The following is an 18,708-nucleotide window of genomic DNA, read 5'->3' on the forward strand; positions in this document are numbered from 1 at the left end:
AAAATGAGTATTAGAGTTTTGAGGTTTATGATAGGGGTTATTGCTTTAATCAAGTTTAGTGATATATATGCGGTAGAATATGGGTTAGAAGCTGATAATTTGCTAAAGCTTGAGATTTCTGATAGTGGCCAACAAGAATTAATCTTAAAGATGAAAAAATTAATGATATTTTTATGTACCCTCAAAATGCAGCTGAAATTTATTGCACTACGAAAAGAAGAAAACAATGTTTATTTAACAGTAATAGGAAAACACAAAACCACTCAAGATTTAATGTTAATTTTTTCCAAAAACTCTAAGCTATGTAATGCTTGTTAATGCTACTTCAGGAAAAAATGAAGTTTTTATTATTGTTATTATGCTGTATGAGCCTAACCAGCTTCTTTTTCGAAAGTGATTTTGACTGTAAAATTTCTAAAGAGCAAAAATGCAAATCTCTATATGAAATAAAGAATATGGCTGCTCAAGGAGTTTTTGATACTAATAATCTTGAGAAAGTTGAAACATCAAAAATCAAAACAAAAAGACGCTGTATTCTATGCTACAGGTGAGCTAAAGCAATTCAAAGCGTAGCTGTTGTTAACACTTCAGCCAAAAAAATCAAAAAAATGTCTTATTATCATCCTAGAAGCAAGAAAGAGGCTGGCAGAGTGCAAATTATCTGCCATGTATTTTTTTAGACAATGAAATACGTCGTGATAAATATATAAAATCAAATTTCCTGATTCATTTTGGTCTGCAAATTTTACCAAATCAAGCGATGGAAAGGACTGTAGCTATAACCAAAAGAGAAGCACTAGAAAGAAATATTAATGTAGGAATGGGAAAAATTTTGATATACAGCAAGCAGAAGAAGATCTAGCAGGTGTAGTAGCTGCCTTACAGAACAGTGATAGAGTTGTTAATGTTCACTTCAATGTTATTATGTTTAATAAAACAAAAAAAGCTAAACAATCTGCATCTGCGTTTTGCTCGGTGTTAAGACGCAGTCGATGGTATTTTGTACCATGCAAATATGATCATGTAGCTGTATTATTAGCTGCACTAACAATGCAATTAGTTGAACAAAGCCAAAGCAAGCAATAGACTTCTTTGAAAGTAAACAATGATGTAGAATGGTGTTATAAATATCTGATTTGAAGTAATAATGAAATTTGATTAGATTAAAGAGTTAGAGGATGAAAAATTTCGTCGATTAACAGGAGTAAGGAAGGTAACATTCTCAAAGATGGTAGATATTTTGAGGCAAGCTTATGGTCTTAAAAAACCAAAAGTCGGGTGTAAAAATAAGCTCAATTTGGATGAACAGTTGCTGATGGATTTAGAATACCTTAGAGAATACCGTACTTATTTCTATATACGCTAATTTAGGATTGTATATTACATATTTCTAATTGTTTCTTATCCTATAACTAAAAATGATAAAAAGAATAATCGTAGGTTAGCAGGAGAAAGAGTTGTGTATGAAAACGTTATTGGTATGCTAAAACGGTTCAAAATTATTGCTGATAAATATCGAAATAGACGTAAAAGATTAGGTATTAGATTTAATTTGATCTCTGGCATTTATAATTTTGAACTACTTGGTGGGTTGTTATATTTTTATTTAAACTCTTCTTTACAACCCAGCATTATCTCTTTGTATACCTCACTTCTTCCATCTTATCCTAATCTGGCGTTGGCATAGTTATTATCATAACCTACATATAGATGGTTCTTGAGATCATTCTTAAATTTAGCACAATGTGGTTCTAACAGAAGAATAAAAAGAACTTTTTTTATTCTTCTCAATTATTTCTAACTACTTATTAATGTAAGTTATACTTATTAGTAGATGCATTATGTTCAATAGCTTTTAATGTTTTTTGAACAAGACTATCAGCTCCAATATCTATTATCAAACCTAACTTTCGTTTGATCCAACTTTGCTTAGTAGATACATACTCTATTTTAATAGAATCACCATATTTGGTATTTAGAAAGCTATACATATCGTTTATGCCATCTATTAATCCATATTCTAAAGCTTGCTCTCCAGACCAAAACTCACCATTATAAATAACTTTATCTTCTTGAGTAATTTTATCTCCTCGCCTTGATTTAATATAACTGATAAAATGATTATGTATCTTTTTCTGCAAGTTTTGAATGATTTTTATATCACTATCTTTTTCTGGCATGAATGGATCTAATATAGATTTATTATTTCCAGAAGTATAAACTCTTCGCTTAATGCCAAGCTTGCCTATTGCTTCATGCAGACCAAATCCCATATAAATAACACCTATGCTGCCAATGATCGAACTTTTAGAAGCGTAAATCTTTTTGCCAGCACAAGCTAACCAATATCCTCCTGATGCTGCGACATCCTCAACAAAGCTATATACAGGCACATTTTTTTGATTTGATAGCTGAAGAATTCTGCTTGCTATTAATTCTGATTGTACAGGAGAACCACCAGGAGAATTTACTACCAAGCATACAGCGGTTAATTTCTTAAATGAAAAAGCTTTTTCTATTACAGAATTTAATGTATGTAAAGTAAGCCCAGACTTAAAACTACCAACCTTACCAATAATACCAGTTAAGTGAATAACTGATACCACACTCTTGTTATTCAACAAACTGCAATGTAAGCAAGATAATAATTTGTCAATTTTACTAGCTGGTTGTCGCAATATTGCCTTATCTAAAGAATTAGTATGATTTTTACTAATAATTTCCATGCTGAGTATCCTCTAATTTATATGGTTGCTATATAAACACATAGAATTTATAATTTCAAATTTTTTATTGATTATAAACCCTGTGCTATATTAAAAAAGTAGTTATAATATAACAGCTCTTTTTAAGATAAAATAAAATAATAATATTATCTTCAAAATAATTTCAAGGAAAATATCTTGTGTTTTAATATAAGGCAAGTATATTTTAAATTTGGTATAGTATTTTACATCAACATAGTTTTTTAATTAAATAATACAGATAAACTAGAGAATTTAGTAGTTAAGTGATTATGAATAAAATGTTGTATATAAAAACATATGGCTGTCAGATGAATGTTTATGACTCGAATCGTATGGTAGATCTACTAGAAACTCAAGGCTATAATATTGTTGCAAATATGGCAGATGCTAGTGTAATAATATTAAATACTTGCCATATAAGGGAAAAAGCATCAGAAAAAATGTACTCTGAATTAGGCAGAATTAAAAAATTGCAGCAGAGTCGGCTTAAAGCTGGTAAAAGTAAAGCTAAAATAATAGTAGCAGGATGCGTTGGGCAGGCTGAAGGAGAAGAAATTTTTATTCGAGAGCCAGCAGTTAACATCATCGTTGGCCCTCAGTCATATTATAATTTACCAACTATGCTTGAAAAATTAGATAGTGGTACAGAAAATCATTTAATCGATTTAGATTTTGTTGAAGCGGCTAAATTTAATAAACTTCCTGAAGTTTTAAAATCACCTACTGTGAGTGGCTTAGTATCTGTTCAAGAAGGATGTGATAAATTTTGTACATTTTGTGTTGTACCTTATACTAGAGGAGCTGAGTTTTCAAGACCTCTTGAACAAGTTTATCGTGAAGTTCTTAACATCGCTCAACAAGGTGCTAAAGAAGTTGTATTAGTAGGACAAAATGTAAGTGCGTATCATGGGAAAGATGAGAATGGTAAAGAGTGTAGTTTAGCTGACCTAATTAAATATGTTGCTAAGATAGATAAAATTAAAAGAATTAGATATATTACTTCTCATCCAAATGATATGACTGATCAGTTATTATCTTTACATGCAACAGAAGAGAAGTTAATGCCTTTTTTACATTTGCCTGTTCAATCTGGTTCTAATAAAATATTAAAGTTAATGAATAGAAGACATACTAGAGAACGATATTTGGAAATCATTCAACAATTAAGAGAGTTAAGGCCTGATATAGTAATTTCTAGTGATATTATTGTAGGCTTTCCAGGAGAAGATGATGAGGATTTTGAGGCAACTTTGAGTTTAGCTAAAGAGGCTAAGTTTGGACAATGCTATTCCTTTAAATATAGTCAAAGACCAGGTACTCCTGCAGCCGTTAAACAGCAAATTTCCGAAGAAGTAAAACAGCATAGGTTAAGTATATTGCAGGCTCAGCTAATGCTGCAGCAGCTAGAATGCAATCAAAAATTAATTGGTAAGGTAGTGCCGGTATTATTTGATCGTGATGGTAAGTATGACGGTCAAATAATCGGTAAGACACCTTATATGCAATCTGTTTGTATTATGAATGAGAAAGATAATAATCTATATGGTAAAATAGTTAATGTAAAGATCTTGAGTGCTTCAGCTTCAAGTCTATTTGGAGAGGTTTGTCCAAATAGTTAAAAAGTAACATATTATGCATAAAATTAACTTTTTAGTAGCATAATTCAACACACTAACATAAGGCGTGGTCATTGGAAGCACTAATTTTCAACCTCTTTCATTTTAACTATTCAAAAGCTATGGTATATAAAAACTCAAATACAGTAAGCTAAGTTTGAGATTTATGATTGAATATCAGGAAAAATGTTATCAATGGTTTAAAGAACTACGAGATGAGCTTATCAAAACCTTTGAACTAATAGAACAGCATTACGCAAGTAACAAAAAAGTTAAAGTAGCTAAATTTATTCAGAGTCAGTGGAGCAGAGCTGGTGGTGGTGGTGGAGAAATGTCGATAATGCGAGGTAATGTATTTGCTAAGGTTGGAGTTAATATTTCAAAAGTTTATGGAGATGTACCAATAGCATTATGTGATATCATACCTTGCGCTAATTATGGTTCTAATTTTTTTGCTACAGGTATTTCAGTAGTAGCGCATATGAAATCTCCTCTAGTTCCAGCTGTGCATTTCAATACCAGATATTTACAAACTAACAACTATTGGTTTGGAGGTGGAAGTGATTTAACACCATTATATCCGGATAAGCTTGAGACTAAAAAATTTCATCAGGCTTTTCAACTAGTATGTGATAAATATAACCCATCATATTATGAAAAATTTAAAGCGGCGTGCGATAATTATTTTTATTTGCCTCATAGAAAAGAGTTTAGAGGAGTTGGAGGAATATTTTATGATTATCTAAATAGCAAAAACTTTGATACGGATTTTAATTTTACTAAGAATATTGGAGAAGCTTTTTTAGCTATTTATCCTGATATTGTAAAAAGCAAAATGTTTTTGCCATGGAGCAATAGCCAATATGAAGCTCTACTAGTTAAACGCGGAAGATATGTGGAATTTAATTTATTATATGATAGAGGTACTAAATTTGGATTAATGACTGATGGTAACATTGATGCTATATTAATGTCACTTCCACCTGAAGTAAAGTGGCCATAAATTATTATAACAAATTAAAAACAAAGAATATAAAGTATAGTATTTACTAATATTATGAAAATGAAATAATATAATGTAGTATAAAAATTAAGCTATCACTGAAATATTAATAAGACAATAACCTATATACTGAATTTAAAATGAAAAAGCTTGTAATTAATTGTAATTTTGGTGGTCAAATAGCTCCTTTTACAGTAATGATAGGACAGCCAAAACCAGATCAGCATCCTTTGCATTTTCAAGCAAATTGGTTATCTACTGAAAGAGGAGGTGTAATTCCAGCTGAAGTAATGGATTCAATAACACAATTGGTAGAATTATCAAAAAAATATCAAGTGCCCATAGAGGAATTGGTGGTGTATGCTTTGGGATCTGCACAGGGCAATAATAACACAGCTACTGATAACAATGATCAAGATAATAATAATCAAGCCAAGCAAGAAAGCCAAGCTACAGTTAGCAGCGACAATCCAAATGACTAGACAAATTATTTTGCAAAAATAAGCAAAGTGTTTAATATAGTGCGATGTGAAGTTATGTATATGATTTTGTTTAATGGTAAGAACTGATTAACCGTGTTGTTCTACGAACAGAAGCTTACTGATATATGCCAATGGGTGACCCTATGTATGAGGCCGCCGTCAGGGCAATACATTCCACGTTTAAGAGAATTTAACTAACCAGAAGAAATAAGTTAGTACAAAAGTTACTGTAAGCTTTATACGCTTTATAAAAGCTGCTATTTAGTTTATTCTTAGTTTGAGTTGATAAAATTTAACTGTAGCTGTATTAATATTATTTGTCAATATGACAATAATATCTTGATGTCAATTGCAGAAATATATCATGAATTTATGTCTAATATTTAGCTAGTTGGAGTGCTAATTTTTAATAAAGCAACTTAAATTTATAGTTGATAACATTACTTAAAAATATTTTTTATTGTTACAAACGCCAGATTAGGATAAGTGGAAATATGAAATGTAGAGAATAAAAGGTATACAAAGAGAGAATGTTGAGTTATAAAAAAATTTAAATAAACAATGAATAACCCAACATGAAAAAATGTATTATAACAGTATACTATTTAATAGACAATTTTTGCAAGATATATCAAGAGTGAGAAAGAAAGAGATTAATACCAAGTGGTAATCAAAGAAACAGAGATGGGAAGTTGTCCTTAGCTGAGTTATTAACAATAGCGACATATTTTTATGTATCTTCATGCAAGGATTGTAAAAATTATTATCTATATTACTTGAGTTATAAACGTCAATTTAGGATAAGGAGTCAAGAGAAGAAGAGATAAGATGGGGATTAAGTTTAGAGATAGAATAACTAGCAAGAGAAACAATTATATGAACAAAGAAATTAAGAGGAGAAAGGTGTCTAGTATGCTCTAAATGGATATGTTTTTTTAGTACGTACATTAAAAACAGACTCAATTAAAGAACGTTTATTTAATAACCGCTTATCTTGTATATCCAATAAATATGTTTTCATATCTTTATGAAGATTAGTAAATAAACGTAGACCATTGGTCAGCCATTAAAAACTCAAATAGTTGTAGACAAGCAAACACACTAAGTAATATATACAGATTTTTCTATAAGAAATCCAAAATTCTTATCCATCCTAAGGTTAAAGCAATTACTGATACAAGATATCAAGGTATACAAAAAATGCACAATAATTCTGAATTACCAAAGAAAAAAAGCAAGAAAAATCCTTATAAAGGATATGGTTGCTCAAGGCGTTTTTGATATTAATAATCTTGAGAAAGTTGAAACATCAAAAATTAAATCAAAAAGACGTTGTATTCTATGCTACAGGCAAGCTAAAGCAGTTCAAGGCCTAGATGTTGTTAACACTTCACCGAAAAAACCAAAAAAATATCTTATTAATTTATTTAAATCAAAACAGAGTCAAGGTGAACGCAAGCATACATAAGGATTTTGATCGAGAAAGATTTTCTAAACATTTTGTCTATATTTGAGAATGATGATTGTGTAAATGTAAATAATGATCAAATATTTATCAGTACAACCATTATTGTTATGCTTATAAAAGTTAAGGCAATTACTGGCTTTCGGCGAATAATACTCGCTAATTCTGATAATTTGTTATTAGACCTAATAGCAGATTCAGCTTTTGCTTTGTCATTTAGCTCTAAGTATTCTTCTTTTGTATTATTATTGTCCTGTTCCACTATTCCTCCGCTTTTTGAATGTTAATGTTTCTACCTTATCAATAAATTGATTGAGTACTAATTTATCTTCATACCACCAGCAATTCACTAGGTAAAAGCCTAAAATAACACCAATTTGCTACCATTACTCCGGCAAGCTTTATATTACCTCTTGCTACAGCCCAAATCGATGATAAAATAGTTGCACTTGATATACCTATTGGGTTTTTAGTTTTCCACTAAAAAGTCAGTCTATTTTATTAAACTGCCCTTCAAGAGTATCAGCTAATGCTGGCTCAAAAGAAAAAACACAAGCAGTAATTATAATAATTAACAGCCCTACAACTACATTATTCCACTGTATTCCAAATGTAGGTTTTAGCATATTTAGTCGAGATTTTTGATATTTGATATATGAACATTGTTATTGCTTATTAGTAAATTTTGCATTATTCTCATAGTGCTAGTGAATTCCACGTTGAATAAAATTTTACTTTGAAGTGAGTTTCAGCGTTCCTTCCAGAACTTTAAGTCTTTGAAGTAAAAACTAGCATTTTAAGCCAGTTTTATTTTTCCTTAGTATTTCTACTTTGTTTTTTAGAAGGTTTTGCTGTTAATTCTTTTGTATTAACATCATTACTGAACAAGTTGGTATTGTTTTGTTTTGAATTATCATTTTCCTCTATTTTTGTAGCAGCATTAACAAAAGCATTACAGGGCTGGGAGTTTTTGGAGTAAAAGTTAACATTAAATCTTGAATTGTTTTGTATTCTCCTATTACAGTTAAATAAACTTTGTTTCCTTCTTCTCGTGGAGCAATAAACAAATATCCAGACTCATGAACTACAACTTCAGCTGCATTTTGAGGGTACATAAAAATATCATTGATTTTTTCATTTTTAAGATTAATTCTTGTTGGCCCACTATCAGAAATCTCAAGCTTTAGTAAATTGTCAGCTTCTAACTCATATTCTACTGCATATATATTACTAACGCCTACTAGTCCAATCAAACCTATCATAAACCTCAAAACTCTCATACTCATTTTTTTATCTCATTCTCTTTAACACCAGTCAACAATAAAAGGTAATTAGAGTTCGCTTGTAAGTCAGAAAGTAAGTCTTATCGACAGCTATATGTTTACTATCGCTAAACCAATAACGAAGCGTTCCACTAATTAATACTCCATTCATTTATCACTTCAACATTCTTTGAAAAAAAGACTGAAGATACATTTGAGCCTTTAACAAATTGCAAATGATTCTGAAAAAATTTATTTGAAGATTCAGTATTACTGAATACAACCTTCATGTCTGCTATTTGTCTTTCTACCTCATTCTTTCATCCATTGGGTTTATTCTCCTTTAGCAATATCCCTTTTTAACTGCTGTATCTTTTTTCTAGCTTCTGCTACCGTTAGATCGGGCGAATCTCCTATTTTCATTTTATATAATACACGCCATTAATGTTTATTCCTAAATATAGTCTTCTAAATCCAGTATATGATATTATAAACAGTAAGTTCCTTTGTGTTATATCTCTAAACTTGATTATTTTTTCTTCTTTGGTTGGTACTTTTATTTTATTTAATGCTGCTTGTGTAAATTTAAATACTTTTACTGGCATATTTATCACCCTTCATTAATTTAAAATTGAAGTAATTAAATAATAACTTATTAATTTTTAAAATTAGCTTAAACTTATAGTCTGTAGTATGGTTTTTATTGAATAGCAAATACTTTTGTAAAAATAAAAAATATTTTTAAGCGACGTTATCAATTGAAGGTTACTCTAAGCTTATCAACTATAAATTCAAGTTGCTGGATTAAAAATTAGCACTTCAACTAGCCAAATATTAGACATAAATTTACGTTATATTTCCGCAATTAACATCAAGATATTATTGTCATATTGACAAATAATATTAATACAGCTACAGTTAAATTCATGTATCAATTGGCTAACTCAGCCATCCTTACACCATCTCCAAAGCCTTATATTTCATCACTTGTACTTTGAATACTTACTTAATTACGTAAGACTTATAAGGACTTCTCAAGTTGTGTCATTAATCTTTACAAACTCGCTGACACCTGCGACCCCGGTGGTTGAAAATTTTTTGTATTTTCACTAGTTTGACCTCCAATCTTCTTTTGCCTACTATGTTCTAGAACATATAGGCTTCCACTACATCATACTTTCTGGGATATCACGTTCACCATTTGGTTTCAGTTCGAATGTTTCACTGTCTACGCTTTACTACTGTCGTTACCTTCAACTGCACAAGATTCGCTATATGGTTGAGCTAGCTTCTCCTTCCATAACTGGTCTTTAACCAGTAAGATTAATTCACCTTATCTTGACGCACCTACTATTCCTTACTTTGTATAAAAGTCCATCTAGCTTTTATGATTGTACAAGAACATTGACTATATAAATCAAACTTTTTAGCTTTTTGATGATGCACAAGTTAAATTGCGTAACTGTTTATGCGCTAAGTAAGTCAAAAAAAAAATTTTAAATACACTACCTATAACTCTACTAATTTTACAAGTTTAAATTCTTATAGCTTGATCTGGCAATAATACAGGTATTCCATTTTTAATTGGATAAGCTAATCTAGCTTCCTTGCTTATTAAAGTGCTACTTTTTTCGTCATAAACTAACTTACTTTTAGTAACCGGACATACTAAAATGTTGAGAAGGCTAGTAGAAATCTTCATAATTACTTATAGAACTTATGCAAGGTACTATTTAACAAAAAAAATTAGTAAAAATTACTTAATATCAAACTAATAATATAATGCAGTTAATTATGCATTTTAGAGCTAAGTAATTTAATTAATTAACTTAGCTCTACTAATTATCAATGGATAATACAGCTTGTTGCCAAGTAATTGGTTGGCCATCTAAATCTAGAACTACTTCGCCCGTGCTTTCATATTCAGCTGCTAAGAAAGAGCGAGATGAAGTTATTAATTTTACAGGCTTAATTTTTTGCTTATTATAAAAATAACCCTTGGCCACTTCACGAACAGTAGGGTTATTCTTAGATGCAGTTTTTGCTTTACCCTTAGACATTTTTAACTCCTAATTATTAGATTGATGCTTTGGTGATGGATATAATGTTAAAAATTTAATCTTTGTAAAATACTTCAAGTATAAGCGCTACTAAAACTTTGCATACTCAAAGAAAAAAATGGTTGCGGAGATAGGACTTGAACCTATGACCTTCAGGTTATGAGCCTGACGAGCTACCACTGCTCTACTCCGCGTTAAACTTATAACTTAATATTCTTCTTAAATTTATAACGCTGACACTGTATTACAGTATATAACAACATTATACTAAAAACAACTATTTTTTAGTAGTGAATAACCCTGGAAACCTGTTATTAAATTCATTAATATTCTTATTTGATGTATCAAATACGTTTCTTCCTTTTCCAGTCCATGCAGGATGTGTTCTATAATCCACGTCCATTAAAACCTCATCACCAGGATATGTAGACATAACTTCAAAAGTATCACCACTAATTTTAACAAATAGCCGCTTATAAGGAGGATGAATATTCTTTTTCATAATCAAAATTTAACTACTTTTACTTCCATTGTTTTTAATGATCTTCTTTACTTCTATAGCAAACTTAGATAAAATTTTATCACTAGCAGATAAAAGATAACAATCTAATCCCCCAACTTTATCTAGTGTTCTGATTGCTCTTGCCACAACTTTAAATTTAAAAGCCTTTTTAAGGCTATCACTAAACAAAGACACATTTTGTAAATTAGGCAAAAATTTACGCTTAGTTTTTCTTTGAGAATGAGATACATTATGTCCTGATTGAACACTTACACCTGTTAATTCACAAACTCTTGACATATTAATCTTAAAACTATTTAACTATTACAATGTTAAGTACCTTATACTAACACTTACTAGCATTGTGTCAAGCTATAATTTTATTTATTTATAAAATTGTCTAGTTGTATGGAAAATTACTATATAATCTGTATAATTAATAATTTTTAGTACATTAATACAAAATGCTCATTTGTAAAAGCTAATTTTGATATATTAAAACTTAACAGGTAAAACATACATGCATTTGCAACTTAAGAATTATGAATTCTGACTTACATAACTATTTGAAAGGAGTTTTTTGGTTTGTTCTGGCATTATTAAGTAGTGTGCTAAATGATATAATATCCAAAAAAATAGGCTTAAGTCTTAGCGCTGCTCAAATATCATTTCTGAGGTCTTTTGGAAGCACTTTAGCACTAATACCATTCATATTGTTTACTGGTATAAAAACTCTTAAGAGCAAAACATTAAAAATACATTTTCTAAGAGGAATATTATTATTTTGCTCTCTATCAACATGGGTATATGGGTTAACAATCACTTCTGTAGCATCAGTAACAATTATATCTTTTTCTATTCCATTAATTACATTAATTTTAGCTAATCTAGTACTCAACGAATATGTTAAATGGTATAGATGGGTTGCTACTATATTAGGATTTATAGGAGTAATAATTTCAATACCAACAACTAAAACAATATTTGATATTAGAATTTTAGTGCTGTTCTTATCAGCGTTTATTTTTGCTATACTTGATATTATTAATAAAAAATTTGTTAATAGCGAATCAATGCTATCAATGTTATTTTATTCTGCTTTTTTCACGACTATTGTGGCATTACCATTTGCATATTACTCATGGAAACCTCTAAACTATACCTATTGGCCTTTAATTTTTATTTTAGGTTGTAGCGCTAATTTAATTCTCTATTTTCTTCTTAAAGCTTTTAGTTTAGTAGATAGTAGCGCTGTTGCTCCTTACCGCTACATAGAACTAATACTTTCTGCTATAGCTGGATTTTTATATTTTAACGAAGCAGTAAGCTATTATATTTGGTTTGGAGGAGCAATTTTAATTTTTTCAACTACTTTCATATTTTATACTGAAAAATCTAATATCAACAAACATTAAAAATTATTAATTTTTAAATGCTAAACAAAAATTACAAAATTATTCTAAGTAGCTGTATTGCTAATATCTTTGAGTGGTATGATTATACGTTATTCATTCATTTCTCCATTACTATTGCAAACAACTTTTTTCCAAAAGCTAATCAATCAGCTATTTTATTAGAAGCATTCTTAGTTTTTGCAGTAGGATATTTAGTTAGGCCAATTGGAGGTATATTTTTTGGTATTATAGGAGATAAACTTGGTAGAAAAGAAGCAGTAGCAATGTCAGTAATATGCATTTCTTTACCAACTACACTTATCGGCATTTTGCCTACTTATCAATCAATAGGAATCAGTGCTACTATTATTATCACCATAACTAGGTTGCTACAAGGATTATCTGTCGGAGGCAATTTAACAGGTTCGGTATCATTCTTAATTGAACATAGCAATAAAAAAAACCATGGACTACTTGCTAGTCTGTTGATGTCGAGCTTGTGTATAGGTATATTGCTAGGGTTACTAACATCATACTTAATAAAATCTATTCTAACTCCAGAACAGTTTAATAATTGGGGCTGGCGCATTCCATTTTTACTTGGCTCTCCAATAATTTTACTAGGCATTTATATTAAATATGCTATTCAGGACACTCCAATTTTTAAGCAGATGAAAACTGCTAATAAAATTGAAAATTTTCCACTCAGAAAAACTTTGAGATTACACTGGAAAGACATATTAATTTCTATTATGATTAACTCTACTGGATCAGTTATATTTTACTTTGAAGCAGCGTATTTAATAAATTACTTAGAGTTTAATAAAGGATTTGATAAAATAGCAATTGATTTTCTAAACAGGTGTTGCTGTATAATAATGGCTATAGTTACACTGCTTAGTGGATGGCTATATGATCGAATAGGAGCTAAAAAATTATACACAACAATCATTACGTTAATTATATTATCTATTGGATTCATAACTCAATTACTAGAGCAAGAAAACTTTAATCTAGTTATTTGTGCTCAAGTTGCAATAGCGATTTTAGCGGCATTATATATAGGGTCTGAACCAGCTATGCAAAGTGCATTGTATTCTAATAACATTAGAAATACAGCATTATCTTTATCATACAATATTTCAGTAAGTATTTTTGGTGGAACTGCTCCAATTATTTTTGAATATTTAGTGCAAACTACAGGATCTCTTAATTCTGTAGCATATTATATTACAGCTTGCTCACTTATAAGCTTGATAGGAATATGTTTATATAAACCAAGTTCAGATATATAAGAAATATATGATAGAATATATTAAAAATTGATCTTGCTATAACCAAACTACTATAAAATAGTCATAATAGTTTGACTATCACTATGACTTAGATATACTTTTCAAAAAGTATATAACATAACTGTTTTATACTAGGTTAGCTATAGCATTTGTTTTTTCTGTTACCTATACCTTCATCAGCTTACCTTACGGCTCACATTCCAAATTGGAAGAGATACAGGCTTATTGTGTTCTATCTATATATAACATAAATGTGTTGTGTTCTACCTATCTACAGGTGATCTTAAAGTCTACGTATTGCCAAGTGCCAAAGCAAATAACCAGATCACTTCTCTTTTAAGCAAAGCCTTACAGTATCTTTGGATTTTTATTAATAACGACATTTATCAGTAGTTCGCTTATGTTAACCTTACAATTCTAGCCTAGTCTCTAACCACATAATACTAGTAATCTAATCTTCCTCTCACGATTTCGATCCACTTTCGAGCAGAGTACATTGTCCTAATAGCTTTTTATATTTTTTTATATCGAATCACTTCTTTGCATATATCAACACAGGCTACCTTGGCAGAACAACATGTTTAATCTATTTTCATAGTCAAACAATCATATACATAACTTCACATCTCACATTCTCAAAATATTTTAATTTGCTATTTTCAATATAACAATTATAATTAATGTAGTTTTTATCAATTTATAGTAGTATTACTAATATGCCACGTACAGTTTCAGATTCATCAGAAGATAAAGAAGAACAATTAGTTACTAAAATAGTAGAATTAGAACAAGCATTAAAAGGTTTAGAGCAACCACTCGACAAGTATATCAAGAAGCATGGACTTACTGAGCAATCAAAGAAGCTTTTAGATGGGCTAACGAGCTCACAGGAAGAACTAGAAAAGCTGAAATTAAATAACGAGACTACTAATACTGAACCTATTTGGACATCATTAATAAAAGCACTTACTAAGTTTATATCAACAATCAAGGAATGGATAACAGGAGAACCAGATCAAAGTGTATCCAACTCTATAGATAAAATTAGTAGTTTTATTGAAGAAGCTGAAAAGGTTGTACGAGAAGACCCTAGTATGCTACAAAACGTATGTAATAAATTTAAAAAGCTTTATAGTAGTACAATAAGTAGCACTACTCCTGAAAAAGGTATTGGGGCAACAAATCCATCACCAGAAGAAGCAGCACATACTTCACTCAAAGGTGGAGCTGTAGGATTTGCAGCACTTGCTGAACAACTAGCTCAAAAGTATGGGCATGGCAGCACAAGAGATGAGGAGGATAGCAGCAAGAGCAAGCATAATAAAAAATCTTTACTAGGATCTTCTGAAGCTTTAGCAAGCTCTTCAGCATCTTTTTTAGAAACTACAAAACAGCTAAGCAGCAATCTTAATCCTTCCGCTACTCCAAAAACAACTCCAAAAGGTAAAAAAGGTGGATATAGTAAGTAACTATGAATGTATTGCGTTTGCGTTTTATTTAAAAAATTGAAAATTGAGAAAGAGAGAAAAAAACACAAAACCAACTTTGTCCTGTAGAGTTTTACTAGAGCAACCAGTAACAGTATAAAAATTCACACAATATAAGGAAAAAAAGATAAGAAAATGCATAGCAATACTAAAGCACATTGCTATGCTGCGCTATTTATAGTCATTTACAATGAGGTTTGAGCATAGAAAAAAGCGATAATAGCTTTCACCATAAGATTTACCAACACACAAACTTCATTGTAAATGACTATAAAAGTAGCAACCAGCCAATAGAATATTCTTAGATAAAACTATTTAGTTGCATTGCTTTTCTTTGTTTTTTCTTTTAACAACAATAGAGTCTAGTTATCACATAATTCAATAATGATTGAACATTAAACTGCTCTGCAGCAGGATCATTAATTAATAATTTAGGTATAAAGACATTACTTAGCATTGCAATACTAACTGACTTAGATGGGACATACCACAATTCACTTCTTGCACAATAATTACCATTATGACCATAAACCTTCTTTCCATTAGCCAATAATCCAATTTTTAATCCATACCCGTAATATGACTCTGTAAATAACTTATTTTCATCTGTATCATTAATCACAGCATGCGATGTTGTCATTTTTATATATGAATCTTTACTAATAATTTGCATATTATGTAAAGCTAAATTCCATTTATGGAGATCATACACATTAGATATAACTCCTCCAGCCGAAAAAGCAGCAAGCATCCTACTCTGCAATTTTACTAATGATACATCTTTCTGATTCATATTACGCTGAAACACGCATGTATCTGGAATTCTTTTACTACCTAGCATCTGTATCTTAAATCCTTCTTGAAAAGTTAAGAGGTATGTACTATTCATTTTTAGCGGTTTAAATAAATTTTCAGCAAAAAAATCTTTTAGTTCTTGCTTACTCACATTTTCAATGATCAGCCCTAAAATAAAATACCCTATATTAGAATAATGGTACTGCCTAACAGATTGTAACTGCTGATCAACAATGGAATTTAATATAATTTGTTTAATTTCCATATCACTCATTTCTGGTCTAAACAATTTTTTAGAAACATCTGAACTGTTTATACCTTTAGGATCCACTATACCGCTAGTATGACTCAGCAGCTGATGAATACTTACTGTATTACTCCAAGCAGGAATTTTGCCATTAAGCCAATAATTCTCAGGTATGTACTTAGCAATACAATCATCTAACTTTAATTTCCCCTGCTCATACAGAATCATAATAGCAACTGCAGTCATTGATTTAGTAATAGAAGCAATTGGCATCAAAACATCATACTTTATTTTATGTTGTTTTGTACTGCAATCAAAATGCCCTACTGCTCCTCGAGCAATAATTTTATTTTTATCAGTAGCAATATAATAACTAGCGTTAATATTCATATTCTTTAGATAGTTACTAATATCCTTACTCATAGTTTTATTGCTTTTAGCAAAAGAAGCGCTTGGTATTAGTAGTAAAATCAATACTAATAAAATATAAAATTTTGTTATTTTCATTATCTTCATATCTATATTCTTTTATTAAAATAATTTATTTAATTCTTTCTTTAGATATTAACTTTAGCTGTAACTCATGTAATTGTTTGTCAGTTACAGCTGCAGGACACCCCATTAATAAATCTTCAGCCTGTTGATTCATTGGAAATGCAATTACTTCACGAATATTAACAGAATTAGTTAATAGCATTAGTATTCGATCAATTCCAGGAGCAATACCACCATGAGGTGGAGCTCCATAGCAAAAAGCCCTAATCATTGCTCCAAATTGCTTATCAACCTCATCCTTTGAATAACCAACTATAGCAAATGCCTTATACATTAAATCTGGCTTATGATTTCTAATAGCTCCACTAGATAACTCAACCCCATTACATACTATATCATATTGAAACGCTTTAATACTAAGTAAATCCTCAACAGTTTTAGCTTTATTGAAAGCTTCTATTCCTCCTTGTGGCATCGAAAAAGGATTATGACTAAATGTTATTTTATTTATTTCAGAATCTAACTGGTAAAAAGGAAAATCAATAACCCAACAAAATTTATAACAATCTGTTTTTATTATGTTTAACTCTTCTCCTACTTTAGCTCTAATTTTAGCTGCAACTTTAGTAGCATCATTTTCTTTATCACAAATAAAAAATATTGCATCTCCATCCTGGCATTTAACCAGTTTTTTAATTCGAGCTAATAATGCTTCATCAAAAAATTTAGCTATAGATCCCTTAACACCATCATTAGTAAACTGAATGTAAGCTAGCCCACTAGCCCCAAGATGTTTAGCGTATTCAATCATTTTATCAAAAAAGCTGCGAGGCTTATTAGCTGACATTGGTGCTGGAATTGCTCTTACAACAGCACCACAATTAATACTATCTTTTAAGGTAGTAAACTCAGAGCATTGAAAAATATCAGTTACATCACTAATCTGAATAGGATTACGTAAATCTGGCTTATCTGAACCATACCTTAGCATTGACTCATCATAAGTAATACGTGGAAATGGTATATTAGTAATAGAGTAATTGGAAAATTTTTTAAATGTATTGTAAAGAACTGGTTCAACAAGCCCAAAAACATCTTCTTGAGTAACAAAAGCCATTTCAATATCTAATTGATAAAACTCTCCTGGAGATCGATCAGCTCTTGCATCCTCATCCCTAAAACACGGAGCAATTTGAAAATATTTATCAAATCCTGACATCATTATTAACTGCTTAAACTGTTGAGGAGCTTGTGGTAAAGCATAAAATTTACCAGGATGCAATCTACTTGGTACCAAAAAATCTCGAGCTCCTTCAGGAGAGCTTGCTGTAAGTATAGGTGTTTGAAATTCAATAAAACCATTACTAAGCATCTGATTTCTTAGCTCTTGAATCACTTTTGACCTTAAGACAATATTCTGATGTAATCTTGCTCCACGCAGGTCAAGAAAGCGGTACTTTAACCTAGTTTCTTCTGGAGCTTCATATTCACCATTAATTTGTAAAGGTAACTCTTCAGCAAATGACTCAACAACATAACTGCTTACTACTACTTCAACATCGCCAGTACTAATATTCTTGTTAATAGTTTCATTACTTCTAGCAACAACAGCTCCTTCCACAGTAATCACAGTTTCAAATTTTATTTTACTAATTTCTGCTTGGACAGCAGAACAATCATCATTGAATACAAGTTGAATAATACCATAATGATCTCTTAAATCGATAAACAATAACCCACCATGATCACGCCTTCTATACAACCATCCTGATAACTTAACTTGCAGGCCAACGTGGGCTAAACTAAGCTCCCCGCATGTATGTGTTCTGTATTTATGCATATTAAATTATTAGTTATA

General features: G+C 30.4%; 18 protein-coding genes, 1 tRNA gene and 8 pseudogenes. 12 read left to right on the forward strand and 15 right to left on the reverse strand.

Annotated features, from left to right (window positions below; all coding sequences use genetic code 11):
* The first annotated feature begins 3 nt into the window (after positions 1 to 3).
* The 4 genes and pseudogenes from OTBS_RS00860 to OTBS_RS10990 form a co-directional block, all read left to right on the forward strand.
* Positions 4 to 397 (forward strand): annotated as a pseudogene (locus OTBS_RS00860) (hypothetical protein).
* Entirely contained in the window at positions 336 to 551 is a 216-nt protein-coding gene (locus OTBS_RS00865; RefSeq protein ID WP_041621080.1) for a hypothetical protein, read from the forward strand. Before OTBS_RS00860 ends, OTBS_RS00865 begins: the two are co-directional and overlap by 62 nt.
* A gap of 61 nt (positions 552 to 612) precedes the next feature.
* A pseudogene (locus OTBS_RS15705) lies at positions 613 to 1,068 on the forward strand (conjugal transfer protein TraC); the annotation flags it as partial.
* A 94-nt stretch (positions 1,069 to 1,162) separates the two neighbouring features.
* Positions 1,163 to 1,585, forward strand: a pseudogene (locus tag OTBS_RS10990) (hypothetical protein); the annotation flags it as partial.
* A 223-nt stretch (positions 1,586 to 1,808) separates the two neighbouring features.
* Here the strand turns inward: OTBS_RS10990 and OTBS_RS00870 are convergent.
* Positions 1,809 to 2,726: a S49 family peptidase gene (locus OTBS_RS00870; protein WP_011944317.1), complete on the reverse strand. Its 918-nt coding sequence runs from the start codon at positions 2,724 to 2,726 to the stop codon at positions 1,809 to 1,811.
* A gap of 290 nt (positions 2,727 to 3,016) precedes the next feature.
* Between OTBS_RS00870 and miaB the strand changes: the two genes are divergently transcribed.
* The 3 genes from miaB to OTBS_RS00885 all read left to right on the forward strand — a co-directional run bounded on the left by miaB (position 3,017) and on the right by OTBS_RS00885 (position 5,848).
* Positions 3,017 to 4,366 carry a tRNA (N6-isopentenyl adenosine(37)-C2)-methylthiotransferase MiaB gene (gene miaB / locus OTBS_RS00875; protein ID WP_011944318.1) on the forward strand — a complete coding sequence of 450 codons (1,350 nt, stop codon included), beginning with the start codon at positions 3,017 to 3,019 and terminating at the stop codon, positions 4,364 to 4,366.
* A 163-nt stretch (positions 4,367 to 4,529) separates the two neighbouring features.
* Positions 4,530 to 5,366: an oxygen-dependent coproporphyrinogen oxidase gene (gene hemF, locus OTBS_RS00880; RefSeq protein ID WP_041621081.1), complete on the forward strand. Its 837-nt coding sequence runs from the start codon at positions 4,530 to 4,532 to the stop codon at positions 5,364 to 5,366.
* A gap of 140 nt (positions 5,367 to 5,506) precedes the next feature.
* Entirely contained in the window at positions 5,507 to 5,848 is a 342-nt protein-coding gene (locus tag OTBS_RS00885) for a DUF2610 domain-containing protein (RefSeq protein ID WP_011944320.1), read from the forward strand.
* A gap of 795 nt (positions 5,849 to 6,643) precedes the next feature.
* Here the strand turns inward: OTBS_RS00885 and OTBS_RS13675 are convergent.
* Positions 6,644 to 6,911, reverse strand: a pseudogene (locus tag OTBS_RS13675) (transposase); the annotation flags it as partial.
* A gap of 3 nt (positions 6,912 to 6,914) precedes the next feature.
* Between OTBS_RS13675 and OTBS_RS13680 the strand changes: the two are divergent.
* Positions 6,915 to 7,096: pseudogene (locus tag OTBS_RS13680) on the forward strand (IS5/IS1182 family transposase); the annotation flags it as partial.
* A gap of 1 nt (position 7,097) precedes the next feature.
* A pseudogene (locus tag OTBS_RS15710) lies at positions 7,098 to 7,316 on the forward strand (conjugal transfer protein); the annotation flags it as partial.
* A 76-nt stretch (positions 7,317 to 7,392) separates the two neighbouring features.
* Here the strand turns inward: OTBS_RS15710 and OTBS_RS00895 are convergent.
* The 11 genes and pseudogenes from OTBS_RS00895 to rpmB all read right to left on the reverse strand — a co-directional run bounded on the left by OTBS_RS00895 (position 7,393) and on the right by rpmB (position 11,437).
* Entirely contained in the window at positions 7,393 to 7,575 is a 183-nt protein-coding gene (locus OTBS_RS00895) for a hypothetical protein (RefSeq protein WP_011944322.1), read from the reverse strand.
* A gap of 57 nt (positions 7,576 to 7,632) precedes the next feature.
* Positions 7,633 to 7,939 (reverse strand): annotated as a pseudogene (locus OTBS_RS00900) (hypothetical protein).
* 297 nt (positions 7,940 to 8,236) lie between these two features.
* Positions 8,237 to 8,599: a hypothetical protein gene (locus OTBS_RS00905; RefSeq protein ID WP_041621409.1), complete on the reverse strand. Its 363-nt coding sequence runs from the start codon at positions 8,597 to 8,599 to the stop codon at positions 8,237 to 8,239.
* Positions 8,596 to 8,892, reverse strand: a pseudogene (locus OTBS_RS17765) (conjugal transfer protein); the annotation flags it as partial. The pseudogene OTBS_RS17765 and the gene OTBS_RS00905, both read right to left, overlap by 4 nt.
* A gap of 16 nt (positions 8,893 to 8,908) precedes the next feature.
* Complete coding sequence (locus OTBS_RS17770; RefSeq protein ID WP_332370160.1) at positions 8,909 to 8,998, reverse strand: hypothetical protein; 90 nt, start codon at positions 8,996 to 8,998, stop codon at positions 8,909 to 8,911.
* Entirely contained in the window at positions 8,995 to 9,180 is a 186-nt protein-coding gene (locus OTBS_RS15720; RefSeq protein ID WP_041621082.1) for a hypothetical protein, read from the reverse strand. Before OTBS_RS15720 ends, OTBS_RS17770 begins: the two co-directional genes overlap by 4 nt.
* Before the next feature lie 929 nt (positions 9,181 to 10,109).
* The gene (locus OTBS_RS00915; protein WP_011944323.1) at positions 10,110 to 10,277 is read right to left on the reverse strand and encodes a Trm112 family protein; all 168 of its coding nucleotides are present in this window, start codon (positions 10,275 to 10,277) and stop codon (positions 10,110 to 10,112) included.
* Positions 10,278 to 10,413: 136 nt separating this feature from the next.
* Positions 10,414 to 10,635, reverse strand: a complete 222-nt coding sequence (locus OTBS_RS00920) for a hypothetical protein (RefSeq protein WP_011944324.1) — start codon at positions 10,633 to 10,635, stop codon at positions 10,414 to 10,416.
* Between the two features lie 119 nt (positions 10,636 to 10,754).
* Positions 10,755 to 10,829 (reverse strand) — tRNA-Met (locus OTBS_RS00925).
* Between the two features lie 83 nt (positions 10,830 to 10,912).
* Positions 10,913 to 11,137 (reverse strand): 50S ribosomal protein L31, encoded by a 225-nt coding sequence (rpmE, locus tag OTBS_RS00930; RefSeq protein ID WP_011944325.1) that lies wholly within the window; start codon positions 11,135 to 11,137, stop codon positions 10,913 to 10,915.
* Positions 11,138 to 11,146: 9 nt separating this feature from the next.
* Positions 11,147 to 11,437 (reverse strand): 50S ribosomal protein L28, encoded by a 291-nt coding sequence (gene rpmB / locus OTBS_RS00935; protein ID WP_011944326.1) that lies wholly within the window; start codon positions 11,435 to 11,437, stop codon positions 11,147 to 11,149.
* A 242-nt stretch (positions 11,438 to 11,679) separates the two neighbouring features.
* Here rpmB and OTBS_RS00940 point away from each other — a divergent pair, with 242 nt between their 5' ends.
* From OTBS_RS00940 to OTBS_RS00950, 3 genes are all read left to right on the forward strand, one after another.
* Positions 11,680 to 12,552, forward strand: coding sequence for a DMT family transporter (locus OTBS_RS00940; RefSeq protein WP_011944327.1), 873 nt, complete (start codon positions 11,680 to 11,682; stop codon positions 12,550 to 12,552).
* A 17-nt stretch (positions 12,553 to 12,569) separates the two neighbouring features.
* Positions 12,570 to 13,826, forward strand: a complete 1,257-nt coding sequence (locus OTBS_RS00945; RefSeq protein ID WP_041621083.1) for an MFS transporter — start codon at positions 12,570 to 12,572, stop codon at positions 13,824 to 13,826.
* A gap of 716 nt (positions 13,827 to 14,542) precedes the next feature.
* On the forward strand, positions 14,543 to 15,295 hold the full coding sequence (locus OTBS_RS00950) for a hypothetical protein (RefSeq protein ID WP_041621084.1): 753 nt from the start codon (positions 14,543 to 14,545) through the stop codon (positions 15,293 to 15,295).
* Between the two features lie 364 nt (positions 15,296 to 15,659).
* On the opposite strand, the gene OTBS_RS00955 is transcribed toward OTBS_RS00950, so the two are convergent.
* Both OTBS_RS00955 and aspS read right to left on the reverse strand, forming a co-directional pair.
* A complete protein-coding gene (locus OTBS_RS00955) occupies positions 15,660 to 16,862 on the reverse strand; it encodes a serine hydrolase domain-containing protein (RefSeq protein WP_232488833.1) in 1,203 nt (400 codons plus the stop codon).
* 34 nt (positions 16,863 to 16,896) lie between these two features.
* Positions 16,897 to 18,690, reverse strand: coding sequence for an aspartate--tRNA ligase (aspS, locus tag OTBS_RS00960; protein WP_011944330.1), 1,794 nt, complete (start codon positions 18,688 to 18,690; stop codon positions 16,897 to 16,899).
* Between the last annotated feature and the right edge of the window lie 18 nt (positions 18,691 to 18,708).

The sequence above is a fragment of the Orientia tsutsugamushi str. Boryong genome, assembly GCF_000063545.1.
Classification (GTDB): domain Bacteria; phylum Pseudomonadota; class Alphaproteobacteria; order Rickettsiales; family Rickettsiaceae; genus Orientia; species Orientia tsutsugamushi_C.

What these genes read in the sequence shown, in the direction of transcription:
- OTBS_RS00865 (WP_041621080.1), top strand. Translation starts at nt 336, where the DNA reads ATGAAGTTTTTATTATTGTTATTATGCTGTATGAGCCTAACCAGCTTC.
- OTBS_RS00870 (WP_011944317.1), bottom strand. Translation starts at nt 2,726, where the DNA reads ATGGAAATTATTAGTAAAAATCATACTAATTCTTTAGATAAGGCAATA.
- miaB (WP_011944318.1), top strand. Translation starts at nt 3,017, where the DNA reads ATGAATAAAATGTTGTATATAAAAACATATGGCTGTCAGATGAATGTT.
- hemF (WP_041621081.1), top strand. Translation starts at nt 4,530, where the DNA reads ATGATTGAATATCAGGAAAAATGTTATCAATGGTTTAAAGAACTACGA.
- OTBS_RS00885 (WP_011944320.1), top strand. Translation starts at nt 5,507, where the DNA reads ATGAAAAAGCTTGTAATTAATTGTAATTTTGGTGGTCAAATAGCTCCT.
- OTBS_RS00905 (WP_041621409.1), bottom strand. Translation starts at nt 8,599, where the DNA reads ATGAGTATGAGAGTTTTGAGGTTTATGATAGGTTTGATTGGACTAGTA.
- OTBS_RS17770 (WP_332370160.1), bottom strand. Translation starts at nt 8,998, where the DNA reads ATGAAAATAGGAGATTCGCCCGATCTAACGGTAGCAGAAGCTAGAAAA.
- OTBS_RS15720 (WP_041621082.1), bottom strand. Translation starts at nt 9,180, where the DNA reads ATGCCAGTAAAAGTATTTAAATTTACACAAGCAGCATTAAATAAAATA.
- OTBS_RS00915 (WP_011944323.1), bottom strand. Translation starts at nt 10,277, where the DNA reads ATGAAGATTTCTACTAGCCTTCTCAACATTTTAGTATGTCCGGTTACT.
- OTBS_RS00920 (WP_011944324.1), bottom strand. Translation starts at nt 10,635, where the DNA reads ATGTCTAAGGGTAAAGCAAAAACTGCATCTAAGAATAACCCTACTGTT.
- rpmE (WP_011944325.1), bottom strand. Translation starts at nt 11,137, where the DNA reads ATGAAAAAGAATATTCATCCTCCTTATAAGCGGCTATTTGTTAAAATT.
- rpmB (WP_011944326.1), bottom strand. Translation starts at nt 11,437, where the DNA reads ATGTCAAGAGTTTGTGAATTAACAGGTGTAAGTGTTCAATCAGGACAT.
- OTBS_RS00940 (WP_011944327.1), top strand. Translation starts at nt 11,680, where the DNA reads ATGAATTCTGACTTACATAACTATTTGAAAGGAGTTTTTTGGTTTGTT.
- OTBS_RS00945 (WP_041621083.1), top strand. Translation starts at nt 12,570, where the DNA reads ATGCTAAACAAAAATTACAAAATTATTCTAAGTAGCTGTATTGCTAAT.
- OTBS_RS00950 (WP_041621084.1), top strand. Translation starts at nt 14,543, where the DNA reads ATGCCACGTACAGTTTCAGATTCATCAGAAGATAAAGAAGAACAATTA.
- OTBS_RS00955 (WP_232488833.1), bottom strand. Translation starts at nt 16,862, where the DNA reads ATGAAAATAACAAAATTTTATATTTTATTAGTATTGATTTTACTACTA.
- aspS (WP_011944330.1), bottom strand. Translation starts at nt 18,690, where the DNA reads ATGCATAAATACAGAACACATACATGCGGGGAGCTTAGTTTAGCCCAC.